Source organism: Paenibacillus lutrae (genome assembly GCF_009757775.1).
GTDB lineage: Bacteria > Bacillota > Bacilli > Paenibacillales > NBRC-103111 > Paenibacillus_F > Paenibacillus_F lutrae.
Map to the genome: position 1 here is coordinate 395823 of NZ_RHLK01000001.1, position 25128 is coordinate 420950.

The 25128-nt window shown below is 47.2% G+C and carries 20 protein-coding genes; 2 read left to right on the forward strand and 18 right to left on the reverse strand.

The window, feature by feature from the left end:
* Window positions 1-158: 158 nt before the first annotated feature.
* From ppsA to EDM21_RS01580, 6 genes are all read right to left on the reverse strand, one after another.
* Window positions 159-2774 carry a phosphoenolpyruvate synthase gene (gene ppsA / locus EDM21_RS01555; protein ID WP_157332259.1) on the reverse strand — a complete coding sequence of 872 codons (2616 nt, stop codon included), beginning with the start codon at window positions 2772-2774 and terminating at the stop codon, window positions 159-161.
* A gap of 223 nt (window positions 2775-2997) precedes the next feature.
* Complete coding sequence (gene gshAB / locus EDM21_RS01560) at window positions 2998-5325, reverse strand: bifunctional glutamate--cysteine ligase GshA/glutathione synthetase GshB (RefSeq protein ID WP_157332261.1); 2328 nt, start codon at window positions 5323-5325, stop codon at window positions 2998-3000.
* 28 nt (window positions 5326-5353) lie between these two features.
* Window positions 5354-6697, reverse strand: a complete 1344-nt coding sequence (locus tag EDM21_RS01565) for an MATE family efflux transporter (protein ID WP_157332263.1) — start codon at window positions 6695-6697, stop codon at window positions 5354-5356.
* A 69-nt stretch (window positions 6698-6766) separates the two neighbouring features.
* Entirely contained in the window at window positions 6767-7081 is a 315-nt protein-coding gene (locus EDM21_RS01570; RefSeq protein WP_157332265.1) for an ArsR/SmtB family transcription factor, read from the reverse strand.
* 224 nt (window positions 7082-7305) lie between these two features.
* On the reverse strand, window positions 7306-8226 hold the full coding sequence (locus EDM21_RS01575) for a tyrosine-type recombinase/integrase (RefSeq protein ID WP_157332267.1): 921 nt from the start codon (window positions 8224-8226) through the stop codon (window positions 7306-7308).
* A 292-nt stretch (window positions 8227-8518) separates the two neighbouring features.
* Window positions 8519-9337, reverse strand: a complete 819-nt coding sequence (locus EDM21_RS01580) for a MerR family transcriptional regulator (RefSeq protein WP_157332269.1) — start codon at window positions 9335-9337, stop codon at window positions 8519-8521.
* Window positions 9338-9479: 142 nt separating this feature from the next.
* Between EDM21_RS01580 and EDM21_RS01585 the strand changes: the two genes are divergently transcribed.
* Entirely contained in the window at window positions 9480-10976 is a 1497-nt protein-coding gene (locus tag EDM21_RS01585; RefSeq protein ID WP_157332271.1) for an MFS transporter, read from the forward strand.
* 296 nt (window positions 10977-11272) lie between these two features.
* Here the strand turns inward: EDM21_RS01585 and EDM21_RS01590 are convergent, their stop codons facing one another.
* From EDM21_RS01590 to EDM21_RS01600, 3 genes are all read right to left on the reverse strand, one after another.
* Window positions 11273-11749 carry an RrF2 family transcriptional regulator gene (locus tag EDM21_RS01590; protein WP_157332273.1) on the reverse strand — a complete coding sequence of 159 codons (477 nt, stop codon included), beginning with the start codon at window positions 11747-11749 and terminating at the stop codon, window positions 11273-11275.
* Between the two features lie 83 nt (window positions 11750-11832).
* Window positions 11833-12393 carry a class I SAM-dependent methyltransferase gene (locus EDM21_RS01595; protein ID WP_157332627.1) on the reverse strand — a complete coding sequence of 187 codons (561 nt, stop codon included), beginning with the start codon at window positions 12391-12393 and terminating at the stop codon, window positions 11833-11835.
* Between the two features lie 150 nt (window positions 12394-12543).
* Window positions 12544-13437: an AraC family transcriptional regulator gene (locus tag EDM21_RS01600; protein ID WP_157332275.1), complete on the reverse strand. Its 894-nt coding sequence runs from the start codon at window positions 13435-13437 to the stop codon at window positions 12544-12546.
* Window positions 13438-13651: 214 nt separating this feature from the next.
* On the opposite strand from EDM21_RS01600, the gene EDM21_RS01605 reads away from it, so the two are divergent.
* Entirely contained in the window at window positions 13652-14503 is an 852-nt protein-coding gene (locus tag EDM21_RS01605; RefSeq protein ID WP_157332277.1) for an aldo/keto reductase, read from the forward strand.
* Window positions 14504-14599: 96 nt separating this feature from the next.
* Here the strand turns inward: EDM21_RS01605 and EDM21_RS01610 are convergent, their stop codons facing one another.
* From EDM21_RS01610 to EDM21_RS01650, 9 genes are all read right to left on the reverse strand, one after another.
* Window positions 14600-15886, reverse strand: a complete 1287-nt coding sequence (locus EDM21_RS01610; protein WP_201280740.1) for a glycoside hydrolase family 16 protein — start codon at window positions 15884-15886, stop codon at window positions 14600-14602.
* A gap of 4 nt (window positions 15887-15890) precedes the next feature.
* Window positions 15891-16553 carry a hypothetical protein gene (locus EDM21_RS01615; RefSeq protein WP_157332279.1) on the reverse strand — a complete coding sequence of 221 codons (663 nt, stop codon included), beginning with the start codon at window positions 16551-16553 and terminating at the stop codon, window positions 15891-15893.
* Window positions 16554-16740: 187 nt separating this feature from the next.
* On the reverse strand, window positions 16741-18468 hold the full coding sequence (locus EDM21_RS01620) for a cache domain-containing sensor histidine kinase (protein ID WP_235918005.1): 1728 nt from the start codon (window positions 18466-18468) through the stop codon (window positions 16741-16743).
* Window positions 18469-18470: 2 nt separating this feature from the next.
* Window positions 18471-19268: a response regulator gene (locus tag EDM21_RS01625; protein ID WP_157332283.1), complete on the reverse strand. Its 798-nt coding sequence runs from the start codon at window positions 19266-19268 to the stop codon at window positions 18471-18473.
* Window positions 19269-19400: 132 nt separating this feature from the next.
* Window positions 19401-21521, reverse strand: coding sequence for an alpha-N-acetylglucosaminidase (locus EDM21_RS01630; RefSeq protein WP_166541775.1), 2121 nt, complete (start codon window positions 21519-21521; stop codon window positions 19401-19403).
* Between the two features lie 14 nt (window positions 21522-21535).
* Window positions 21536-22390 (reverse strand): carbohydrate ABC transporter permease, encoded by an 855-nt coding sequence (locus EDM21_RS01635; protein WP_157332287.1) that lies wholly within the window; start codon window positions 22388-22390, stop codon window positions 21536-21538.
* Complete coding sequence (locus EDM21_RS01640) at window positions 22387-23277, reverse strand: carbohydrate ABC transporter permease (protein WP_157332289.1); 891 nt, start codon at window positions 23275-23277, stop codon at window positions 22387-22389. Before EDM21_RS01640 ends, EDM21_RS01635 begins: the two co-directional genes overlap by 4 nt.
* A gap of 120 nt (window positions 23278-23397) precedes the next feature.
* Window positions 23398-24684: an ABC transporter substrate-binding protein gene (locus tag EDM21_RS01645; RefSeq protein ID WP_157332291.1), complete on the reverse strand. Its 1287-nt coding sequence runs from the start codon at window positions 24682-24684 to the stop codon at window positions 23398-23400.
* Window positions 24685-24787: 103 nt separating this feature from the next.
* Window positions 24788-25042 carry a hypothetical protein gene (locus EDM21_RS01650; RefSeq protein ID WP_157332293.1) on the reverse strand — a complete coding sequence of 85 codons (255 nt, stop codon included), beginning with the start codon at window positions 25040-25042 and terminating at the stop codon, window positions 24788-24790.
* Between the last annotated feature and the right edge of the window lie 86 nt (window positions 25043-25128).

Genomic DNA, 25128 nt, shown 5'->3' on the forward strand with positions numbered 1-25128 from the left:
TAATCGGTGCTTTTCATTTCATCTGGAAAGACTTTACATATCTTGCCGAAAATCATCCCCTACTTATCAACATTCTTTCCTCGGCAGGCTGTTCCGCTAAGTCAAGTAAAGTCGCCCATTTCATAATGAGAGCGGCTCACACTTGACGCATTCAGCTCTTACAATATTTCGATATACCCATCTGTTCCATTCACGCGAATTCGCTGCCCATCTTTGATCAGCTTGGTAGCATGCTCCACTCCGACAACTGCCGGCAAGCCATATTCACGTGCGATAACGGCTCCATGGGTCATCAGTCCGCCGACTTCAGTAACGAGGCCTTGTATCGATACAAAGAGCGGCGTCCAGCTAGGATCAGTAAATGAGGTGACTAATATATCTCCATCTTCCAGGTTAGCCTCTTCCATGTTTAAGATGACACGCGCCCGACCCTCTATAACTCCGGAAGAAACAGGCAAACCGGCAAGAGCATTGGCCGGGAGATTTTCTCTTTTGTACTCCCCCGCAATGATTTCGCCATCTGATGTGATAACACGTGGCGGAGTCAGCTTGTCATAAAATGTGTACTCGTCTTTTCGTTTGCTGATGATCCGGTAATCCAGTTGATTTGTGCGTACGACTTCGCGAAGTTCTTCAAAAGTGAGATAGTAGATATCTTCTCTTTCATGAATAACGCCCGCTTGCAGGAGTTGTTCGGCTTCTCTCCGTAAAGCCAGCTTATAAACGAAATAGCGATTAATCATGCCGTATTTGGGGTATTCCCTAAACCCGCTGAAATTTCGGATCAGGTCGATCCTTTGTTTGGTTTCCTGGGCTTTTTGTTCCCCGTCCGGTAAGTGCTTTAATCGCTCTAGCAGCTCTTGTTCTTTGTTCCAGGCTTCCTGTCGCCCCTGCTCGAATTTCCGTTTGCTGGCATTGGGCTCCAAATTTTTGATGTTGCTGAGAATCAAGGGGACAAGTGTAGTTGGTTTTTCGCTCCAACGGGCTTTGGTGATATCGATTTCTCCGGCACATCGCATCCCGTACTTGTCGAGATAAGCACGGATCGCGTCTTGCGTCTCCTGTCCGCCATTCAGCTTAACCAGTTCATCCAGAAAGCTGTCGTCTTGTTCATGCTGCAGATAATTTATAACTTCCGGAAAGGCACGAATCACATCAGCGACATCTAGTAGCGCCAGACCCATTTCCGAAGTAATGTTGCCCGGTACAGATTGAGTAAGCGTATCTGCTGCGTTTTTCTCACCCAGCCACTCCTTCATTTTTTCATTAATCCATGTTGAAGCACCCATAGCGGCCATAATCACACCCAGGCATTGCCGGTCAAATATTATTTTCTTTAATTGCTGGAGATCTTCAAGGATAAAATCAAATAAATCCGATCCTGATTTCGCCTGGATGTTATGCTTTAACTCTTCTATCGATGTTTGACTACGCTTAATATAATCAGAAACAATAGTCGTTTGGTTGTCGAATTGAGCTTGAACGCCTTCAGGCGGCATGCCTTTAGTGCTTTCATCGGGACTGGGGGATAGTTTATCAGGGGATAACGTTTTTATAAAATCTCCTCGCTCGATGATGGTCATAAGCGCGTCTTTGATGAGCGGATCGGATTGTCCCAGAGTATTTAATAAAGTTTCTCTGCCCACAGATGAGGCCAGCATAGAAGTAACATCAACAAACAGCCTTCCACCAGCTTTACGCATGGGTGCAGGAGTCGTTAACAGGTAAAAAGACAAACCCAGCGGTTTTATGGGATCCGTCATCATTTGTTGATGACCGACGGATACGTAAACATGGTTTTCATGATCATCCGCTTCGGGGATCGGATATAAAGTCGTGATCGGCCGACTCTGGACCATATAAAAAGTATTATCGGCCAAACACCATTCGATATCTTGCGGCTGGCCGAAATAAGCTTCGATCTGCCTTCCCAGGCGTGCTAACTGTAGAATTTGCTCTTTAGTAAGTGTTTCAGTCATTTGCTGATCAGGATCGATCTGCCGCGTCTCTGTTCCGCCTTCTTTTCGTCCAAAAATGGCCAATTTCTTGGCTGCTATCCTCTTATCGACAATTTCCTCTTCCTGTACTTTATAACCATCGGCGGATACCAAACCAGAAACCAGAGCTTCTCCAAGTCCAAAACCGGCATCGATGGATAGCAGCTTACGGCTGGAAGTAATCGGATCTGCGGTAAATAAAACTCCGGAAGCCTGCGGGAAAACCATCTTTTGAACGATAACGGATAAATAAACTTGTTTATGGTCAAATCCGTTCTGCATCCGGTAGATTACTGCGCGATCCGTAAACAGGGAAGCCCAACATTTGCTGATATGCTGCAAGATGGCTTCAATGCCAATGATATTTAAATAGGTGTCTTGTTGACCTGCAAAAGAGGCATGCGGCAAATCTTCAGCAGTCGCGCTAGAACGCACGGCATAAGCATGTTCCTCACCAAACCTGCAGAGATTGTCAGTAACTGCGTTCACAACATCGGAAGGAATTCCGGCTTCCATAATGAGCTGCCGGATCTTCCTGCTGATTTCACCAATTTGTTCTCGATCTTCTACTTTTAGCATGGTAAGTCGATTAAGCAGTACATGGTACATTTCGTTTTTTTCAACGGCTTTTGCATATCCCACGGTTGTAACACAAAATCCTTCTGGTACTTGTATCCCTTCGATTTTTGATAATTCCGCTAAATTTACCCCTTTTCCCCCGACGAGCATAAGCTGCGTTTTGTCGATTTCTTGAAATCCGAGAACCAACGAACTCATTCAACATCTCTCCTAACCATTAAATTGAGAAAACATTTGACAAGAGTTTACCGGGGTGGTACAATTAAATTGTAGGATGTATTACCTATGTCTTAGAGTCCATAAGTATTAATGATTTGATTATATCATTCTGTCTGTCTATATGCAATTTAAAGAACCTGGTGGAATACCAGGTTCTTTTTTTATTCCCGCTATCTTACTCGCATCAACAATCTCTTCACGGCTAACCAAACAATAAATCCAGAATCTTTTCATCGGCTCTTCTATTCTTTCCGGTAAAAGGGTAGCAGTGAATATGAATCGCTGGATTGAAATTGAGTTCTATAATGCTGTAATTGGTATCGCCTGCTTCTTCCTCTATTGAATCAATCATCATATCCACCCCGCATATGGCCGCCCCTGCAGCTTTAGCGGATTGAATGGCAAGTTCCTTATAGCTGTCCGGTATCTCATCCGTTAGATCGATACTGTCTCCTCCTGTACTAATGTTCGAATTTTCTCTGAGATAGATGATTTTCCCTGCTGGGGGTCTATCGTTCCAGCTCATACCGTGATTCTTCAAAAACATTTCTTCGGCTTCCCCTAACTGAATTTTCTCAAGGGGAGTCTTATACCCTTTGCCTCTGAGCGGGTCTTTATTCTTCGTATGAACAAGCTGCTCGATCGTATGGATTCCGTCTCCGACTACATTTGCAGGGACACGATGCAGAATTCCTACGACCTCATCTCCCATAACTAGAAAGCGATATTCCCTTCCTGTCATAAATTCCTCAAGAAGGACTGTCCCATCGTGAGTAAAAGCTATTCTAAACGCTTTTTCCATTTCCTCTCTGGAATATTCTTGATTAAATATCGTTATGCCCAGCCCAAAATTGGTTGATTTCGGCTTTATTACAATGGGAGTACCGCGATATGTTTCGTAGGCAAACATAGCTTCTTCCAAACTTTGGAACGCTTTTCCTGACGGCACACGAATCCCATGTTGTTTGAGAACGTCTTTCGTCACAACCTTATTCTCCATAATTAACACCGTACTATAAGAGTCCAGGGAAGTTTTTGTAGCCTGTTTCACATACTCTCTATGATTACCTTGTGAAAGTAAGACAAAATTCTCTTCCCGATCCACCAATTTAAACCGTATGCCTCGTTTGACCGCTGCCTTTAAGAGGAGTTGCGTTGACAATTCGAGATCCTCATATCCTGCAAACCGGTATCCGTTTTGACTACTCTGCCGGGCGTATTTTTTTGCCTTTTCCAAATGGTAAGTCAAATAGGATGATTGATGAATCTCCGTCTTCACTATTGAGGCGACATTTAACTCAGCGTGAAGAATCTTCTGCTTTTCACCGTCCAGGATCTGACCATAATCCTCGTTCCCCGGAAACAAGAGCTGCACCATTTCCTTCATCTTCTCGATAAAAGCAAGTGCCATTTCTTCCATAGTAAACTGACTATATTCAGGCTCGTTTAAATAGCCTTTTATCCCTTCCATGATCATCTGATCCTGGTTGATGTTAGCTATTCTCTGATCTTCCTCATCGAAGGATTCATCTGCTTTAAACACCATAAAGAGAATAAACAAATGAATAAAGTGCATCATTTCTTTGCTTATTCCTATCTTATGAAGTGGATTGATATCAATAAATCGAAGCTCCAAGTATGCTACTCCATCTTCCACAAGCTCTTGGCAGAGGTTGATCCCCTTCGAGGTTTTTAAGCGAATGGGACTGTAAAATTCCTTCACGCTCAGCAATTCATTCTGCTGGATCAACCGGTTTAAATCATGAACATACTCATTGGCCGAGTTAAATGAAACATAATAAGATTTTTCGTTGCGGTAGCCGCATACACTGTTTCGCAGGGAATTCATGATCGGAAAATAATAACTCTTATTATCATGGGAATCGGCTAAACGAACACATTTTTCCATATAAGTATTATCAAAAACAGGACTTGCTCCTGTTAAATAGATGAGCAGCCAACGGTACCTGAGCAAGTTACGGGTTACTTTAAAATAAATCGCATCTTTAAACTCCTTATAGTCTTTATGCTGCTCCTGGATAGCATAGAGTCTTGTAAGAAATTTCTCATCGAACGAAAAATTATAGTGAATTCCGCTTAAAAGCTGTCTCTTTCGACCATACTTATCCGCCAATACACCTCGATAGCTATCCGCGATGGGGTCACTCATTCGGGCAATCGGAATTTCCTTCTCTTCGGGCAGCATGGGAGGATTGCTGCTTGGCCACAAATATTCTCCTTTCAATTCGACAGACACAATGTCATGTAAGGCTTCCATGAAGTGATACGTCGCTTCAATCGAATCAAGGGCGGGGGTTATCATCTCGATTTGACTCTCTGAGAAATCAGTCTGAATATAAGGATTTTCCGTCTTGCTTCCAAAAGCTTTGGGGTGAGGTGTCAGGGCAAGTTTCCCGTCTGGATCGACTCGTACATTCTCCTTTTCCAAACCAAAAAGGCCTCGAAGCAGATCATTCTGAAGTCCATTGTCTATGACAACCTGTAAAAGTTCACGATTTAACAAATTCATGTTTATGACCGTCCTTTATTCGGGTTCATTAAGAAATAGCAGGTGTAATCTGGATATTACGCATAGACTTTCTAAACCAAATGACCAAAATGATGCCCTTAATTACACTGCTTAGCGCAATTGACATCCAAACTCCATTTAAACCAAACGGCTCAGACAAGAGCAAAGCCAACGGTATCCTTAACACCGTAAATAAAATGCTGAACATCGGCGGAATATGTGTTTTACCAATCCCATTAAATGCACCTACTGTCATCAGTTCCATACACATAAACAATTGGGAGAAACCGATAATTCGCATATAATCCGTCCCCAGCTTCAGGCTCGCAGCATCAGATAGAAACAGCGAAAAGAGCTGCTGAGGAAATAAAATGAATACGAGCGAAATGAAAGTACCGAATAAGGAGGTCAATAGCAAGGCTTTCCGGTACCCCTGCTGAATCCGGTCCAATCGCCGCGCTCCGTAATTTTGTCCAAAAAAGGCTGCGATAGCTCCTTGTAGACCCCCTATCGTCATATAGGAGATTGATTCAATTTGAATGCCCACCTTTTGAACCGCGATGGCTTCTGCTCCCCAGCCGATGATGATCTTAGCCATCAGGATCGAAATGATTGTAAAAGTGACCCGTTGAATCGAGATCGGAATTCCCAATCGGATAACTTCTTTCATAAGACGGATACTGCATACCGATGGTTTAGAGAGAAATTCTAATTTTTTTGTTTTTATTACAAACAGGAAGGTTACTAGCAGATTGGCGGTTAGTGTAGCGATAGCGGCCCCGGCAACTCCCCAGCCTTCAAAATCGCCTGCTCCAAAGATGAATAAGGGATCAAGAATGATATTCAAAATAAGACCCGCTGAGAAAATATAAAACGGCTGCTTGCTGTTCCCCATCGCATTCAAAATGGCAGCATACAACGTGTTAGGGATTGAAAATACGGTGCCTGCTATCGAGATCAATAAAAATTGCTTGGTCATCCTCTCAACTTCTTCACTTCCAAGATCGAAGAAACCTATAAGCCAGTCCCGGGTTAAAATGATAAAAACCATGTAGAGCAACCCTAACACCACAGACATTATAAATCCGTTCTTCACATATGACTTGGCTCCTTCGACCTGACCGGATCCCATACAATGTGCAACCTTAATTCCAGTGCCAATCGTTATCATGGTTGATAGAGCGACCGCTAAATTAATGAAAAAGCTTGCCGTGCCAATCGCAGCAACGGGACCGCTTCCCAGCCTTCCGACCCAAATCATATCCACAAGACCATAGGTTGTCGATATAAAATTGGTCGCAATGATGGGCATAGTCAATCTTACTAATGTAGACATAATAGGTCCCTGGGTTAAATCATTTGTGCCCTTCATGATCTTGTTGCTCCTTTTTACTGAAGGCTCTCCATTCATCAATTTTATTTGATGTATCAGTCAAAAAAATTAGTTATTTGTAGAAGGATAGAAAACGCAGCATAGCTTTTCGGATAAGAGTCCCTTGATCTCTTCATCGTTCAATTCATAATAGTTCCATTTCCCGACACGTTCCATAAGTATCAAGTTTGCATCAAGCAGCATTTTTAGATGATAGGACAGTTTCGATTGAGGCAGTTCCAGCATGTCTGTCAGGTCACATACACATACTTTACCGCGCTGATTTAATTCATAGATGATCCTCAGCCGATTCTTATCAGACAGGGCTTTGAACTTTTGTTCATACAGGTTTAGAACTTCTTCTTCTATAAGAGGGACCTTCATGGTGTCACCTCAACCTCCCATCAAATTATTTTGATACATCCATCATAGCAAGTCATTACAAGCGCGTCAATCATCCACTTTTTTGATTGGTATACCCTATCAAATAGTGACTTTGTTCTAAAATATAGACAGCGGCAGCAGGATCGGGAAATTAATTCCCAATCCTCCTGCCGCTCTTCTAATGAACTATCATTATCGGTTAACGATTGTTATCTGACCCGGCACTACCCAATCACCTCCATGGGTATGTTAACAGAAGCCATCGCATTTTTCTTCTGCTCATCATTAATATGCGTATAGAGATCGGTGGTTTCAATGGATGCATGCCCCATAAGCTCCTTCACAATTCGGATATCATGTCCTTTTTTTAGCATCATGGTTGCGAAAGAGTGCCGCAGCTTATGGCAGGATAAATTCATGTCCGTCACCTTTGGATTGTGTTCCTTAAAAGCTGAAAAAGTTTGGTAAGCGATCTTCTGGATCTGTCTGATCGAGAGTCGTCTTCCCTTTTGTGATACAAAGAAGGCGTCTTCTTTGGTGCTATAAGGGGTAAGGCGCTCTTCCAATACTTTACTTAAATAGTCCTTAAGCATATCGGGAAGCGGGATTTCATTCCACTTCCTTCCCTTACCAAACACTTCGATAGTTCCTTTTGCCTTCTTGAAATTCAAGAGGTTCAACCGGTGCACTTCACCCACCCGCAGTCCGCAATAACCCATTAGCAGGAAGATGGCTATATTTCGATTCCGATATTTTCCGTTGATATAATCCAAGCTTTGTACCAGCTCTTCTTCTTCGAGATAGACGGGCTTCTTATTTTTCTCGGTCTTGGATTTTCTCACTTCTAACGCCGGATTCTTCGCTGCCAAATCGAAGTCGATTAAAGCACTATAAAAGGATCTTACTGCTGAGAGTGTCCGGTTTCTTGTAGACTCACCGGCCGTTTTTTGCTTGGAAACAAGAAAGTTGATCACACCTATCTTGCCGGCTTCTTCAATTGGACCGCCTTCTAAAGATTGAAGAAAGCACAGCACTTCCCGGATATATTCTTTTTGCGTAGCTTCTGTATATCCGAATTGTTTCATCCATAATGAAAATGCACGGATCTGTTCTGGATATTTTTCTTTGATTTCATATCTATTCATCAAGGTGCGTTCTCCCCCATCAACAAATGCTCACCGGTACATCTATATTTCTTCTAAGTGTTAGTGCGGTAATAGCAAACGAATTCTTCATCATTTCTTAACTGAAAAACTAACAAAATACATACTTCGAAGACAAAAAGAAGCCCTGCTAGTGGTCGCCTATAAAATAAAAATCGATTTAAAAGGAAAGTGCGCCAAATATGTATTTGGCGCACTTATTATAACACATTTTTGTCTTAGTTGGATCACCTTAATTAGGGTCACCTCAATTATATAGTAATGGTGATTATCTCTAGAGCGAAACCTCAACTGAAACCCGAATGACATAGTCATTGGGATTTTGCTCTGAAAAATAGTTGAGTAAATCCATTGTATACGCATTTCCGCATACCTTCATTCCGTTACGCCCGATGTACTTTTTGATTATGGAGCAAGTTTCTGTTAGGGTCTCGTAAGAGCCTTTATGGTCCATCACAGCATAAACTCCCTTAGGCTTGGTGATCATGTTTTCTCCCGAAATAGGCTCTTTTAGCCGATTGGCTATCCAGCCCCAAGTATAGTCGCCGGATTCAAAACGCTCCTCGCTTATAATCGTCCAAATCGGGAATTCGTGATTAATAAAGTGCTTTTCGCAATAGTCCCGATGTTCACTTAATTTGATAAAAAACTCCTTATCATCGCCTTGTTCCAGCGGCGTCGCAATAAAATATTCCTCTTCACATTCCTCTATACACGGAACATCCAGTAACGCCTCCATGGTTTTCTCCGTCATTTGAATGGCACTTCCCAGGATATCTTGCATTCGTTTAATTCGGAGCAGTTCCACTTCCAGTTCATGCTGCTTCTGTTTAAATAGTTTGACGAGCAAGGGAGTGTTCTGATTCTGGATAAATTCCTTGATTTCTTGAAGGGAGCTTCCCGCCTTCTTGAGTACATTAATAATATCCAATAGGTAAGATTGTCGAAAAGAATAATACCGATAGCCTTTAGCATTAATGAATTCCGGCTTTAAGAGCCCGATCTCGTCGTAATGAAAAAGCGTATGTTTGGTTACCCCACATAGGTTGGCCAGTTCGCTGATCGTAAAATATTGATTCTTAATCTCCGGCATCTTTCATTCCTCCGTCATGACCTGAAAAGTCTGGTACTTGAATTGTATAGGATAAGATAGGTGTTTGTCTATAGGGTAACCCTATAGTTTAGAGTTTAAGTAGAAGGATTCTAGATTAATGAGATAGGGAGGAACAAGGAAAATGACTCGTTTCAAACGCTGGATTATTCTGGCCGTCGTTTCTAGTGCCCTTATGCTCATAGTGATGGATGCGACGATTCTTTATACAGCTTTGCCAAGTTTAACTCATGATCTGGGTGCGTCCGCATCGGAAAAATTGTGGGTTCTGAATGGCTATTCCCTTGTTATGGCTGGTCTGCTTCCGGCTATGGGGACACTCGGAGATCGTTACGGCTACAAAGGAATTTTCTCACTCGGATTGCTTACATTTACGGCAGCTTCTCTTCTCGCCGCTTTTGCCCCAACACCCTTTGTATTAATAGCGGGAAGGGTTCTCCTTGCCGTTGGAGCATCCATGATGATGCCCGCTACATTGTCCATCATCAGGGTAACGTTTACCGATCCGCGTGAGCTGGGATTGGCAATTGGTATTTGGGGCTCTATATCGTCAGGGGGTGCAGGGCTCGGTCCTATTTTAGGCGGACTGCTTGTGGAACATTTCTGGTGGGGCGCGGCTTTTTTGATCAACGTTCCCATTGCGATCACAGCACTAATTTTGACCTTGGTGTATGTTCCTAAACATGAAGGCAATAAGGAAAAGAAGTGGGACTTTACCGGCTCCGTCCAAATTTTGATTACCATGGTAGCCCTCATCTTTGCCATCAAAGAGTTTGCTCGGCGCGAAGGATCTCCGGCGTTTGCAACCATTAGCGCCCTTATCGGGATCGTGGGACTAATCCTTTTTATTCGTCGTCAAATTAGAAGCTCCAACCCGCTGCTTGATCTGTCGCTCTTTAAAATACCTCCTTTTACCACTGGATTTATAACGGCTCTGGTCGGTCTTTTCGGACAATTGGGCATTCAGTATATCGTCACTCAACGTCTCCAATTGGTCGAAGGCTTTGGTCCACTGCAAGCGGGACTTATTACGCTAAGCCTACCAGTCGCTGCTCTTGTTGCGGGCCCGGTAGTTGGGAAGATGTTATATCGCTATGATGTCATTAGTATCAAAAGCATTACACTTCTTATTGCATCCTTGGGGACCGTGATTTATCTCTTTCAATTTAATTCAGGCATTGCGGGGCAAATACTCGGTCTGGCGATCCTTGGGGCAGGCCTGGGAGCAGGCATGACTGCAGCGTCTCACTCGATCATGAGTTATGCGCCGCCTGAAAAAGCGGGGATGGCGGCTTCTATTGAAGAAGTGGCCTATGAACTTGGCGGGGCATCCGGAATCGCGATCATCGGAAGCTTGTCTGGCCTTGTATTTACGTTGTCCATGAAAATCCCTGAAGGACTTCAGGTTCCGGCAAATGTGAAGGACAGTCTGGATGATACACTTCTGGTGGCGGAAAGGTTGTCTGGACAAGCATCCGAGGCATTGAAAGAGGCGGGTCGCACTGCTTTTGATGAGTCCTTTTTCGCTATCCTTGTGGGAGTAGCTTTATTTTTTGGAATCGCTTCGTTAGTCATTGGGATGGCAGGAGCCCGTTCAAAACATAAAAGAATGGACGTTTAAAATCTAAAAAGGCTCATGATTTAAACCTAACCTCGTAAGGCAGTTCGCCAGCGGCTACACGACTGTTTAGCTTAAAGCTTCTTATCGCCCCGACACTTCGAATACTACTTGCGGATTGCCTGACCGTTTTGATATTCAACTGCTTTTGTTAAATGTATAGTAACCCAGATCCTGACGTCATTGAGCTCTTGCCCATCCATTTATGTCATGGCTATAAGAATATTTATCTCAAAGAACAAAAAAACGATAATCACCTATTGTAATTATCGTTCTTGGGTTATCTTATTTTGATAATACTAATTCTCAGCTATTGAATAACTACAGTCTGTAGAAGCTGTATCTAACACGGATTGAATCGTATGCTCCCGCAAATAGTGATATAAATGCTGTTCAGCCCCAGCCATCACCTTTTTAATTTGACATTCCTGATTAGAGCTGTTTTTAGGTTTATCGTGTTCTTCGCCTAATAACTTATGCTGCTGGGAATTTAAATTAGAGCATTCAAACATTCGCTGCCTGCCTTCAATAGCCCAAATAACTTCCAAGAATGTTATCTCTTTGGCTGGACGTGCAAGCTCATAACCGCCTTTTACTCCAGATACAGCTCCGACAATTCCATCCTTTCTTAGTCTAGTCATAATTTTAGACAGATAGCTTTCCGAGACATTAAGCATAGTAGATATTTCCTTAATTCCTACGTTACTAAGACGATCCAAATGAGCTAAGTAAACTAAAGCGTGCAGAGCATAATCGGTACTTTTTGAAAACTGCATGGTTTCTGCTCCTTTGCCCCGCCACTACTGGCAGGGATCAACTCCATAGTAATTGTCTTATTAAATGAATGTGAGATACCTTGTTATTTATTTTTCTGAGCAACAATAACATATACGGGTTGGTTTGCAACTTGTGTTTGTAGGAGTGTGTTTACAACAATTGAAAAACCAGCCTCACGGATTTTTACTTCCATTTCTTCAGCAGATACTCGTGGTCCACTAAATTTCTCCGTCTTTTCTAATTCAATGCATAAAAATAATCCGTTATCTTTCAGTACCCTGTAAATTTCTTGCAAAGCTTCGGCCAAAGGGGAAACTTCATGCAAAGAAATGGAAGCAATGGCTTTATCAAAACTTTCGTTCTCTAACGGGATATCTTTAAAATTTCCTGCAACATATTCGATATTTGTAATGTTCCTCTCCCCGGCTGCCTTTTCCAGGTATTTGAGGATATCTTCATCATAATCAACCGCACATACCGATTGTACTTGCTCGGCAAGAGGGAGAGAAATATAACCAGTACCCGCCCCAAGATCTAATACACGGTCACTTTTCTTAAGAGGAAGATACTCAAACAAATGATCCGGGGGGAATCTTTCAATATTTTCTAAGTTTTTAATTTTCCTTTGTACGTTTGGGTTCATCATTAAAACTCCTCTATCCTGGATATTACAACTCCGTAATAACTATAAATGTTTGTTTAGTTTTTGTAAACAGGTAAGAAGAGTTAAATTTAAGGAGCCCGCAATAGAAGATAGTATGCACCCGATCCATGCTCTGAGTTTTGTATCTTGTTATGCTTTTAGATGCTTTATATCTTGTCTGGGCGGAAAGCCGAACATACGGGTATACTCACGACTGAATTGCGAAGGACTTTCATACCCTACCCGAAATGCGACATCCGTGGCATCTGCCGATTCAGTTAATAATAAGCTGCGGGCTTTCTGAAGCCTCAATTCCTTTTGGAACTGAATAGGGCTCATAGCGGTCAGCTCTTTGAAGTGCCTATGCAGCGACGAGACACTCATATTCACTTTTTCCGCAAGCTCCTTAATACGAAATGCCTGATCATAGTTATTCGTGATATGTTCGATAACATCTTTTATTTGATGAGCGGAGCTACCCTCTATTACAATTTGTTCCAGCCTAGCCCCATCCTGACCTTGCAGAACTCTATACAGAATTTCCTTCGTAAACAGCGGCGCAAGTATGGGGATATCCTTCGGGTTGTCCAGCAAACGAGCTAGCCTCATGACCGCATCTAACAAAGGCAGTTCCATCCGGCTAACAAACATACCTCTCTTTGCATTTTCTTTCGGTCCTGTTTGCATTTCAGAATCTCGCAAAACTTCTACAATTTGAGCCGCCGTAAATTCAAGTTTAAAACCCAAATACGGAGCGTCGTGAGAAGCTTCGGTGACTTGAGCCGTAACCGGCAAGTTGACGGACGCAATAAGATAATCTGCAGGATTGTACTTGAAGCGTTCCTGTCCCAGCCAGACCTCCTTGGCCCCTTGAACCACAATACAAAAGGAAGGTTTGTAAACTCCATGGCGCGGGACGAATGCACTCGAATCACGTATGAAAAATAGTGACGGAATGGCAGTAGCGTGTACACCATCGTTTTGCGCATAACGTTTAATGATTTTGGCAAGTTCATTTTGCTGCTTAGTGATTATGTCTGACATTTGATCCTCCAATTTCCGTCATTCTTTATAGTTAGATTATAGTCCTTATTTACCGGATATAGAAGTGGCCGTGAGAGGATTAGGCAAACATATGACACGAATGGGATAACGGTCTCTTTGTCATACGGTGCATAATAAAGATGTGAAGTGAGTGTCCGCTGCAGATACGATTGTGATGAATAACCTTATCAATCGAGAAACTGGAGGGTTTTATATGCAAAAAGTAACTTTAAACAATGGTATTGAGATGCCTGTACTCGGTTTTGGTGTATTTCAGATTGCTGATCCCAATGAATGTGAACAAAGCGTTTATGATGCTATTATGGCAGGCTATCGGTTGATTGATACCGCAACCTCTTATCTAAATGAAGAAGCAGTCGGCAAAGCGATCAAACGCAGCGGCGTCTCCAGAGAAGAATTATTTATCACTACGAAACTTTGGGTACAGGATACTGGTTATGAACGCACAAAAAAAGCATTTGAAAAATCAATGGAAAGATTACAATTGGATTATTTGGATTTGTATTTAATTCATCAGCCATATGGAGACGTGTTTGGCTCTTGGCGTGCCATGGAGGAATTGTATCGTGAAGGAAAGGTCCGTGCAATCGGTGTAAGTAACTTCCATGAGGATCGCCTGATCGATTTGATCATTCATAATGAAGTAACTCCTGCCGTAAACCAGGTCGAAACGCACCCATTCCATCAGCAGATCGAACCTGCAAAATTCATGAAAGAGAATCATGTTCAGATTGAATCCTGGGCACCTTTTGCTGAAGGGAAAAATAACTTGTTCCAGAATGAGACATTGGCAGGCATAGCCGAAAAATATAAGAAATCCGTTGCACAGGTGGTTTTACGCTGGTTGACACAAAGAGATGTTGTTGTTATTCCAAAGTCTGTCCGTAAAGAGAGAATGATCGAAAACTTCAATATCTTTGACTTCGAGTTAAGCGAAGAGGATATAGAGTCGATTACTGCGTTAGATACGAAACAAAGTCTGTTCTTTTCACATCGCGATCCGGAGATGGTGAAATGGATCGGTACCCGTAAACTCGATATCTAACAAAGCAGCAGTTCACTAGAACGGCTCACAACAAGCAGCGGCAGCCAAGGAGCATTATCAGTCCTTGAGCTGCCGCTGTTTATTCTGTGTCTAATTCTAATTCGCTACCGGTACGAACGACCATTGGCTCGTCCAATAGGTTGCCGGTACACTGCCCTGCTGCACGCTTCCGGTCATATTCTCGGTATGCAGGAACATCCCGGTGCTACGGTTCTGAATCCGCTTGTAGCCTTCCTGGCTTACTTCGCTCCAGTTACTGGTTGTCACCGAGGGCGCAACGCTGCCGTATCCCGCATTTGTCCCCGGCGCTCCGTTCATGTACTCGCCTGTCCAGCGGTTTTTATACCGCGTATAGCCATCTGTCGTTTTTTCTCTCATCCATTGCGAACTCCAATAGGTTGCCGGCACACTTCCGTACTGAACGCTGCCTGTCTTCTGCTGGATATGCATCAACTGGCCGGACTGACGGTTCTTGATCTGTACGAACGGTTCCGGATAGCCGCCGTTTTTCTTCCAGACGCGAACGTAGTCAACAAACCATTTCTTCGGAAATACGTTGTTGTGCTGACCGGAGCCGGCATCCGTGTAGATGCCTAGTATCATGCCCATCGGACTTTGCGGCGCCTGATTGATCGTCTTGTAGAGCTGGTTATCATAGTAGAAATTCAACGCGGTCGGCGTCCATTCCATCCCATAGATGTGAAACTCCTCTGTCGGGCTGCCCGACGGAACCGGGTCCTCGAACCCCTCCCAATACGATAGGAAATCGGGATCGTTCCAGCCATAGGCGGCGATCCTCCACGTTTGCGGCTTGCTGAAGAAGGACTCGATAATGTCGATCTCGGCATTTTTGGTCGTTTGGCCGATCGCATCCGTATCCTCCTGTGTTCCAACCAGCCACCAGGCTTGATGCCCGCCGCCGCCCGCATTGGAGAACTTGGCCCGGATCTCAAAATACCCGAATTTCGTGCTGTAGCCGTTAAATTCGGGTTCATGATGATCATTAGGCATGGAGCCGTTAAACCTGTGAAGCCAATCCCGGTTATACGTCTGAATGCTCGACACGCGAACCGTGCTGTCGTACGCCGGATTCCACGCCGGGGTATCCGCGTCTATGCGTTCGACCAGCGTGCCGTTCTCGATTGTATAACGGGCTGCCGCTTTGGAGCGGTCGCTTGTCCAGTGCGGCAAATAATAGGGCAGCCACTTTTGCGTATCGAGCGTAGCACTGTTGAACTCCTCTTGAAAATCAAGCGTATAACCGGATTTCGCCGTCGGGTTGGCGGGAAAATCGGCAGCGGCTGCCTCTCCTGCCGTCCAAGTGCCAAGCGCAAGACCCATTACCGATATCAAGCCTGCTGTCCTTCTGATCCATTGCTTCATACGTTTATGTTCCTCCTTTGGATAGTTCGGTACTTTCATCCTTCTTAACGCCGTCATCCGTTAACGGGCTTTTCTTCATATCTGCGATTCGCCAGGCATTCCCCTCCTTCACCAGGTCAACGACCCGCTGCTGCTTATAAAACTTGCCGAGCGACAGCTTGCGCTGGGCAAGGTATTGCGGTTCACTAGCGACGAATTCAAATTCGTCCTCTACCTTCGCTTGTGCCAGGCGATAATCGGCGGAGAAGGTGATGTCGTACCAGGCCAGATTTCGCTGTTTAATCTCGATTTGCTGCTGCGCATACAGTTCCTTTAGCCCATCTTGATAGCGCTTTCCAAGATTGCTGCGAAAAGTCTCCGTATAATAAGCAAGCTCCTCTTCCGGCTGTAAGGTCTTGTAGCTCCGGTTATTGATGACATTCGCATGCATGATAAGCAGTTTGCGCACCGCGATAACATCGGGATGATCGTCCGCTACGCTTCCCGCCAGATTTCCTTCTGCATCCTTCACATGCCACAATGTCTGAGCTGCACGTTCGGCTTGTTTCCGCGCTTCGGATATGTTTTCGGCCGGCGTACATCCTGCGAGCAAATTACCGAATAAGACTGCAATCAGAATGATAACTGTTAGCCGGCTGCGCACAGCGCCTTTCGCATGTCGCTTCATTCCCGCTGCCTCCTCCTTTCGCTACTTTAGGTTACATCGTCATTATAGAAGCAAGCCGGGATTATCCCTATATGAGATTTTATCGATTTCTATGGTAAATCCCGTGGTATCCTGTTCCAGCCCCTTTCATAAGAAAAAACGAGCCCTAATCGGGCTCGCCGGTCTTAATTTTTCCATGTAAAAACGGTTATACGGCTCTTGGAACATCACCCTCCGGCTGCGCAAGCGTGGCTGACCGCGGGAATTCCAGTATCACCGTCGTACCCTCATGAAGGACGCTCGTAATCCGAAGCCCATACGGCTCTCCGCAATAGAAGCGTATCCGCTCGTGCACGTTACGAAGCCCGTATCCTCCCGCCGACTCCCGCTCCAACAATGTCGCGCACACAGATGGATCCATACCTGCGCCATTATCTTGAACAGTCAAAACGACTGAATCCGAGGCAAGTTCTGCCCGAATGAGCAGCAGTCCGCCCGCTTCCTCTCGTTCGTCCAGACCGTGAATGATCGCGTTCTCCACGATCGGTTGCAGCACAAAATGCACGATTTCGCAGCCTTGCACCTGTTCGTCAATTTCGTATACAACTTCCAGCCTCTCGCTGTGCATCATCCGCTGGATTTCGATATAAGCTTGAATGTTGGCGAGTTCTTCCGAAACGGTCGTTACCGTCTTCCCCTGATTCAGGCTGGTGCGGTAAAATTTCGAGAGCATGTTGGCCGCCCGGCTGATTTCCGGCGCTTCAAGCCGCACCGCTTTCCAGTTGATCAGTGACAAGGTGTTGTACAGAAAATGCGGATTGATTTGTGCCTGCAGTGCGGCAAGCTCGGCTTCCTTTTCCTGGGTGCGGGCTTCGTCCACTTCCTGAATTAAGGTTCGGATGCGCCGCACCATCTTATCGAAGCTGGCTGTCAATTCCCCGATCTCATCGCTTGATGCCGTCCGGAACGGAACATGAAAATCACCGTTCTCGACCGCGACGATACTGCGCTTAAGCGCATGAATCGGCTTTACGAGCGTCCGCGAGAACAGCCAGATAAGCACGAGCAGCACAATTCCCGACAGCAGCAGCACGGACACCGTCGCCCCCAGAATATCGGAAGAACTGACCAGCACGCCATCCTTCGGCGCAACGTAGTAGACGGTCCACTCCGTTTGCGAAATCGGCACCCCGGACGACACGTACACGCTTCCGTCAACACGGATGGATTGCTGCTGCTTCCCCCCGATCTGTGCCGCTATCGATTCGCTCACGCCCCCGTTGTACAAGAGACTTCCTCTGTTATCCTTGATCAGGTACCGGCCTTCGCCCGCAAGGTCCCCCTCCAGCTTTGCAAATACCTGATCATGATCGAGACGAATACGGAGCACGCCCGCGAAGGTCGTATTGTCGCTCCTCTGGATTGCATGCGAAGCATAGAGAACACCGCTGTCGTCATAGTGCCACAGTGTCTGGTTGCTGCCTTTGGCCTCCCTGTACCAATTCGTTTGCCGCACCTCGTCACTCGGATAAATAAAGCTGCCGATCTGCCGCCCCACATAGTCCGAATAGAAAACAACTTCCTTCAGCTCCCGGTGAATGTTGATATAATACCAAATTGTCGGCTCGATATTCTCGTTCAACTCACGTGTATAGCTGAGCATGTTGTCAAGCTCCCGCCCGGAGACCTTCTTCACAACCGGATGGTACACCATAAAATCGATAAAGCTGCGCACTTTCTCCAATTCCTGATCCACGTTGGCTGCGCTCTGGCGTACCGTATCGTTCATCCCTAGTAGAGCCTGCTTCTCCAGATAGCCTTCCGCCGCTCGATAGGCGAACACGCCGAGCGAGGCAACCGGCAGCACGCCAATGATCAAATAAGTAACGATAAGCTTGTGCATTAACTTACGGTTACGAAAGAAAGAGAGCAGCATATTCACGACGAGCGCACCTTCTCCCGGTATTGAGCAGGCGTCATGCCGAAGTGGTTTTTGAACATTACCCCGAAATAAGACATGTCTGCGAATCCGACCATCCTGCACACGTCGACGATTTTGTAATTGTTCTGATTAAGCAGCTCCTGCGCCTTCTCCATGCGAAGTTGATTTATATATTTCACGATGCTCTGGCCGGTCGTCCGTTTGAAAATATGACTGAGATAGCTGCCGGACAGATGCACATGCCGAGCCAGCTGATCCAGGCTCAGATCCCGGTCAAACTGCTGCTCGATCAGGCGAATAACCTCATGTACCGCCCGTTTGCGGTGCGCTTCCTCCGCGCCTGACGCTTCGGTGTCCTCTCCGGCGGAAGCAGTGTACCGCTTAACCGACTGCGGCTGCGACGGCTGGGGGCGGTTAGACTGCGGCTCGAAATCTGTTGCCAGAAGCCGCATGACATCCAGAAATTCCTCCGGCTCTATAGGCTTAAGCAAATAGTGCTTCACCTGCAGCGTAATCGCCCGGCGGGCGTATTCGAATTCGCCGTGCCCGCTTAGAATAATGATGCGAAGATCCGGCTTCAGGCCCCGGGCCTCCTGAGCAAGCTGTAAACCGTCCATGAACGGCATCCGGATATCCGTCAACAGCACATCAAACTGCATCTCCTGCAGCATTGCGAGCGCTTGCTTTCCATTCTTCGCCTCCGCGATATCCATGGGCAGCCGGTGTTTCTCAATCAAATACCGGATTCCGTCCCGTTCATTCTGATCGTCATCCGCCACAAGCATGCGAAGCATACGTCCTCCCCCTTTACGACTTTATTCTACCAAAATCGACATTCGTTCGGATAGCAAAAACAGTGTTCCGGCGTACATGCCGAACACTGTTTGTTGCATCGGATTGTCGGCGTCAAGGTGTACGGTCGTAATTCAGACGCCGATAAGACGCAGCACCCGCTCTGCCGCCTCATACACGCAGCCATCCGGCTGGACAGGATAATGGTCCGTCTCCAGCGTCCACTCCGCTTCCCAGACAAACCAATCGATCGCCGCCGGTTCGCAGCCATTCTTCAGCGCATTCCGCAGGCTGGCGAAGTAGAGCACCCAGCGCGGCCGATAGAAACGTTCCAGCAGCCCCGACCACTCGCGGTGCGCATAATCATGCAGCACTTCGGCGGATGCTCGCGGACCCCATACCGTCACCAAAGTTCGGGCGTTCCATTCGAGCAACTGCCGCTCCGGCTCTGTTCTGCCAAGGCTTCGGGCTTCTTCCAGCCAGCGGCCCAGCAGAAATTCGGGACGCGTCCGCATCAACTGCTCCTGCGCGTCCAGCAAAGCCAGGAAACGGCTGGCGGCCAGTTCGAAGGAAGCCTGGTCTCCCCGCTCGTAAGCCTCCATAATTTCGGCGTATACCACGCGCGAATAATCGGCGGCGGCTTGCCGGGCAACATCGGCCAGGTCGTAGCGATAGCCGTCCGAAGTGCCGCATGTCTCCCGGCTTGCGAGCAGCAACTGACAGGCTTCCCGAACCTTCGAAGCCTCATAATGCGGCTCCTTCGGCCCCCAGGTCGAAACGTTGGCAATAACTGGCGCCGGTCTGGCGCACAGCAGCGATTCAGCCGCACCCTGCTGCACAGTCTGCGCATCGTAGACGCTTGCGACCAGCAGCAGCCATGCCTGCATCGCCTCATTAGACGCGCTGCCGTAGCGTCGCTGAATATAGCCTTCGAGCCATTCTCCAATATCCGGCGATTCACTCCGCCACATCATATCCGTAAGCAGGTCATACATGACCGGATTCGTGCCGGTGCCTTCCATCGCCATGCCGATCCCGGTCATGATACCGCCTGCAGGATCGTTCAGTGCGGCAATCGGGGCTTGCGCAATGGTGCGCAAATTTCCGAACAGACCATTCTTGCCGCCGTAGTTCTGGATCATGCACCACACCCAAGGAACGCCGTGAAAAGCCTCCGTACTTTTCCATGCCGGCTTGGATTCACACCACAGATCGAGCACTAGCGCATGCTTGCGGTCGACAGCCTGCAGCAGTTCGCGCTTCGGGTTGCCTTCCCATGCCTGAAACACCCATACCGCAGCCGGATTGCTCTTAAGCATATGCAGCTCGACTCCCTTGGCATAGCTGTGAAGATCGACACCCTCGGAGCTTCCTCCTTCATGGAAAGGATCCATGCTGAAATAACGGATGCGTGATCCCGTTAGCCGCTCCTGCTCCTCATAGAAAATCTTGGCGATCTCTCCGAAGGCCGGCGATTCGGGCAGCAGCAGCGAAGGCCGCCGGAAACCGCACCATAGCCCCTGATCCAGCGGCATGCTCCCGCCAGTCGCGATCCGCTTGCCATATTCCGCCGGAACCATGCCGCTATACCCGGGAACGACAGGCTCAATGCCAAGCTCCCGCATCCGGTCATGTATCCGTCTTGCAAGCTTCTCGCGATCTTCGAACCAGCTGCCAGGCAGCGGGCCGCCCCAGCCCGTCAGATTCTGCATCCACTGCCAGGCAAAGAAGGCCGGTCCGCAAATTTCGGCCGCCGCCTCCGCTTCGGTATATCCGAGACGAATGAGTGTATTCCGCCATACGCTTTCTTGTCCGACCAGACTAAGCATCAGATTGATTCCACTGAGCGCCATCCAGTCGAGTTCACGCTCCCAGCGCTCCCACGACCAGAACGCCATGGAATAAGAATAGGTACAGTAATTCAAGTTGTAGCGGAACCGGTACGGGGAACACTCGCTGATTGTGCTCTCCGGTGCCGGAAGCGGCTTCTGCAGGTCAATGCGGCTTCCGCACCAGGATACATGTACACCGCCTACGTGCTTGAGATACCAATGAAACCCGGCTGCGAGGGCGGATACCGTGTTGCCTCTGATTTCGATCAGGCCCGCATCCGAAGTCCCGATCTCAAAACGTTCGGCTTCTTGGTTAGTCCTTATGACTTTAAGAGTAAAGCTATTCGCAAGCTCAGCCCCGATTGTGCGAATCATTAGCGCCCGGACCGCTTGAGCCGCGCGTTCGGCTTCGTCCATTCTCATTCTCTCTCCCCCGCTCATCCTTTCAGCGCTCCCGCCGCAACGCCTTTGATCATATATTTCTGCATGAATAGATAGAACGCCATGAGCGGCGCAATGCCAAGAAGCAGCATCGGGAACAAGCTCGTCCAGTCGACCGAGAACTGGCCGATATTGCGGAATACTTCGAGCAGGATCACATTATTCTCTCTGGATTGCAGGAATAAAAGCGGGTTCATGAAGTCGTTCCATACATTCAAGGTCGTTACGATCGCAACCGTCGCGATGACGGGCTTGAGCAGCGGGAACGCGATCAGCCAGAATGTCTTCGGCACGGAACAGCCGTCCATGAATGCCGACTCCTCCAGTTCCAGTGGTACTGACGATTGAATGAAGCTATGGAACAAGAAGATGGCAATCGTACAACCGCTGCCGATATTAACGAAGATCACGGCGAGCAGCGTATCCATCAAACCAAGTGCATTGATCAGCTTGTACAGACTAACAAGCCCCATTTGAAACGGAACCATCAGCCCGGCAAGGAACAAGTAAAATATAATCCGGTGCAGCCTGTGCGTGCGGCGTGCCAGTCCATAGGCAGCCATCGCGGAGAATATAACGATGCTGGCCACGGATGCAACCGTGACGATTAACGTATTGCCCAGCACGCGGGGGTAGTCCATCGCTTTCCAGGCCGTGGCGTAATTGCCGAAATCAAGACTCGCAGGCAGAGACAGCGGGTGGAGCGCGGCTTCGTCGGGCGTTTTAAACGTCGTCACAATCAAATAATAAATCGGAATAAATACGGCGGCTGCGAGCAGAATTAGGATCGCTTCCATCATCCAGGGGTAGCTGTGGAACTGTCGTTTCTTAGCGTTAGTCAGCGTAGTCATCGTATTTTCTCCCCCCACTTGCTTAAATAACGCATCATAACAAGCGTAATGACCATGACGATGCCGAAGAACACAACGCCGAACGCCGCACCCCGATTATAGAACCCCTCATTAAACGAGGTTTTGATATAAGCGGTCATAATCGTCTGCGTGGCATTGCCCGGTCCGCCGTCCGTCAAGGCCAAAATAATATCAAACACCTTCAATCCTCCGATCATCGCCGTAACCATCACAACATTAACCGACGGTTGCATGAGCGGAAGTGTGATACGCCAGAACTGTTTCCAGCGGCTGGCTCCATCAATATCCGCCGCCTCATATAGATCCTTCGGAATGCTTTGCAGGTTCGCCAGGAAAATAACCATCGCCCAGCCGGTCCATTGCCATAATTGCGTAAATACAATGGAATACAGCGCGATGTCTTTATCACCAAGAAAATTGATTTTGCTAAGCCCCAGTGCCGTAAGGCCCTGATTGATCAGCCCGTAATCGGAGGTAGACATCAGATACCCCCAGAGAAACCCGACAATGAGCGGGCTAAAGACGGCCGGCATAAAAAAGACCGAGCGCAATAGATTGCGCGACGCGAACTTCCGGTCAAGGAAGACTGCGAGGACAAGGCCGAGCGCCGTTTGAAACACGGTCATAAGCACGGCATATAGAATGGAGTTCTTCAATCCGGTACGCAGCAGATTGCTGCCGAACAAATGCTTGTAATTGTCCAAGCCGACGAAGGACAAGTCCGATATTTTGCGGACCGTATAGTCCGTTACGCTGTAATAAAACATAGACAGGAACGGGTATACGGTAAAGAGTACATAGAAGAGAAGCGCTGGTACGATGAACAAGCTATAGTTCAAATCGCGTTTCCACGTTCGTTTATTCATCACGGCCTTACCGACCTTTCTTGGCAAAATAGACGGCAGCCGCCGGTTAAGCGCTGCCGTATGGTTGGTGTTATGAATAAATATCGTCACATGAATGTTGTAAACCGCTTGTGCGGAAGGCTAGGAGCCTGAACTCAATTCGGCGCGTTTCTGGTCCGTGCCTTTGAGCGCATCGCCGATGGAACTGCCGCCGCCGAGCACCTCCTGGAGCCGTTTGCCGTATTCCTCGATCAATGCTTGCGCATTGTCGCCCCAGTTGTTCCATGGCGCATACACATTGCCCGCTTTAACCGTTTCCTTCACGCCCTCGTATTCCGCAGGCATCTCGAATTCCACGCCTTTAAGGTAACTGCTTCCGCCCTTGTTGTCGTTCCAGAACGCCTGCTGGCCTTCCGGTGTCGAGATCAGATCGAGCACCTTCATGACCGCTTCGGCATTCTTGGATTTGCTGCTTGCAGCGAAGCCGACGCCCGGGCCTCCGATCAGCCAGCCGGGACCTGGCTGCGAACCGTAGAACGGAAACATATTGATCTTGATGTTTGGATTTTTCTTCTTGATCGCTTCCATCGCCCACGGACCGGACTCCCACATCGCCGCTTTGCCTGTGGCGAATTCATCCAGTGCCTGATCGTAGTCGATACCGAGCATTTCCTCGTTGAGATAGCCGTCCTTGATAAGAGCCGACCACTGCTCGACTGCCGGCCCCCAACTATCCGCCAGCTTCTTTTCTCCTTGGCCGAACTGGACGTCGAAGTCCTTGTTCTCCGGTTTCGCAAGGAATTCGTTCATAACGTAGCCCATAGAGGACTTCATCATCGGCTCCCATGATTTGGCGCCCATCGCTTGAGGCTTCAAGCCTTTATCCTTCAAGGCTTTGTGGAGCGCCATTTCCTCCGCGAAGGTCGTAGGCGACTTCAACCCGTATTTCTCGAAAATATCGACGTTATAGAAGATGCCTTCAAACCAGCTGATTCCTGGAATCGCATACAATTTTCCGTCTACGGAATACACGTTCTTCCCACCATCGTTGTAGCGGTCAGCGAGCGTAGAGATATCTTGCAGGTAACCAAGCTTGGCGTACTTGGTGCTTGCCGCCGGGCTTACGGACACAATATCCGGTCCTGAACCTGCTGCAAGCTGAGTCGCAATAATATTGTCATACTGTTTGTTATCAATAAATTGATATTCCAGTTCAATGTTGGGCAGTTTTTCCTCAACAAGTGCCAGCAAAGTCTTAACGCTGTCTTCTTTGTTCCAATAGGCGAGGCGCACCTTCACCTTGCCGGCAGTTTCTTTACCGCTGCCTTGAGCGCCATCTTGCACATTACCGTTACTGCCGCCGCAGCCTGACAGCGCCGTTGTCATTGCCATCAGCCCGACAAGGAGCGTAATCGAAGACTTTCTCATGGTATGACCTCCCTTTATCTGCTATTTATCGTATTGTGAACCGGTTCTTGATTAGATTATAGGCGATGGCCGGGAGCGCGGATATCTAATATATTTATGATCATTATGAGAAAACGGCTGTAACAGAGGAAGCGTGCAAGCAAGCAGCTTTGTTTGGCGAGGCGATCTGTCGCTTGTAACAGAGGGCTGCCCACAAGTCTTCAAAGATTTTGTAGACTGATATGAGAAGCTGCTCTAAGGCAAGCACTGACGCTTCTCCTGAATCATCCGGCTTGTCTCGTTTTTGGTTTTCCCTCTCCTTTTTTAAAAACAAAAGAAGCCCTGCTTTGTCAAAATGTTGGCGCCACCAAACACCCAAACAAAAGAGAGACTTCTTTTACGTAGTCCATATACAGAATTTCATACCTGCAGCCGGATGGCCTGCACCTTGAGCTTATGTGGATG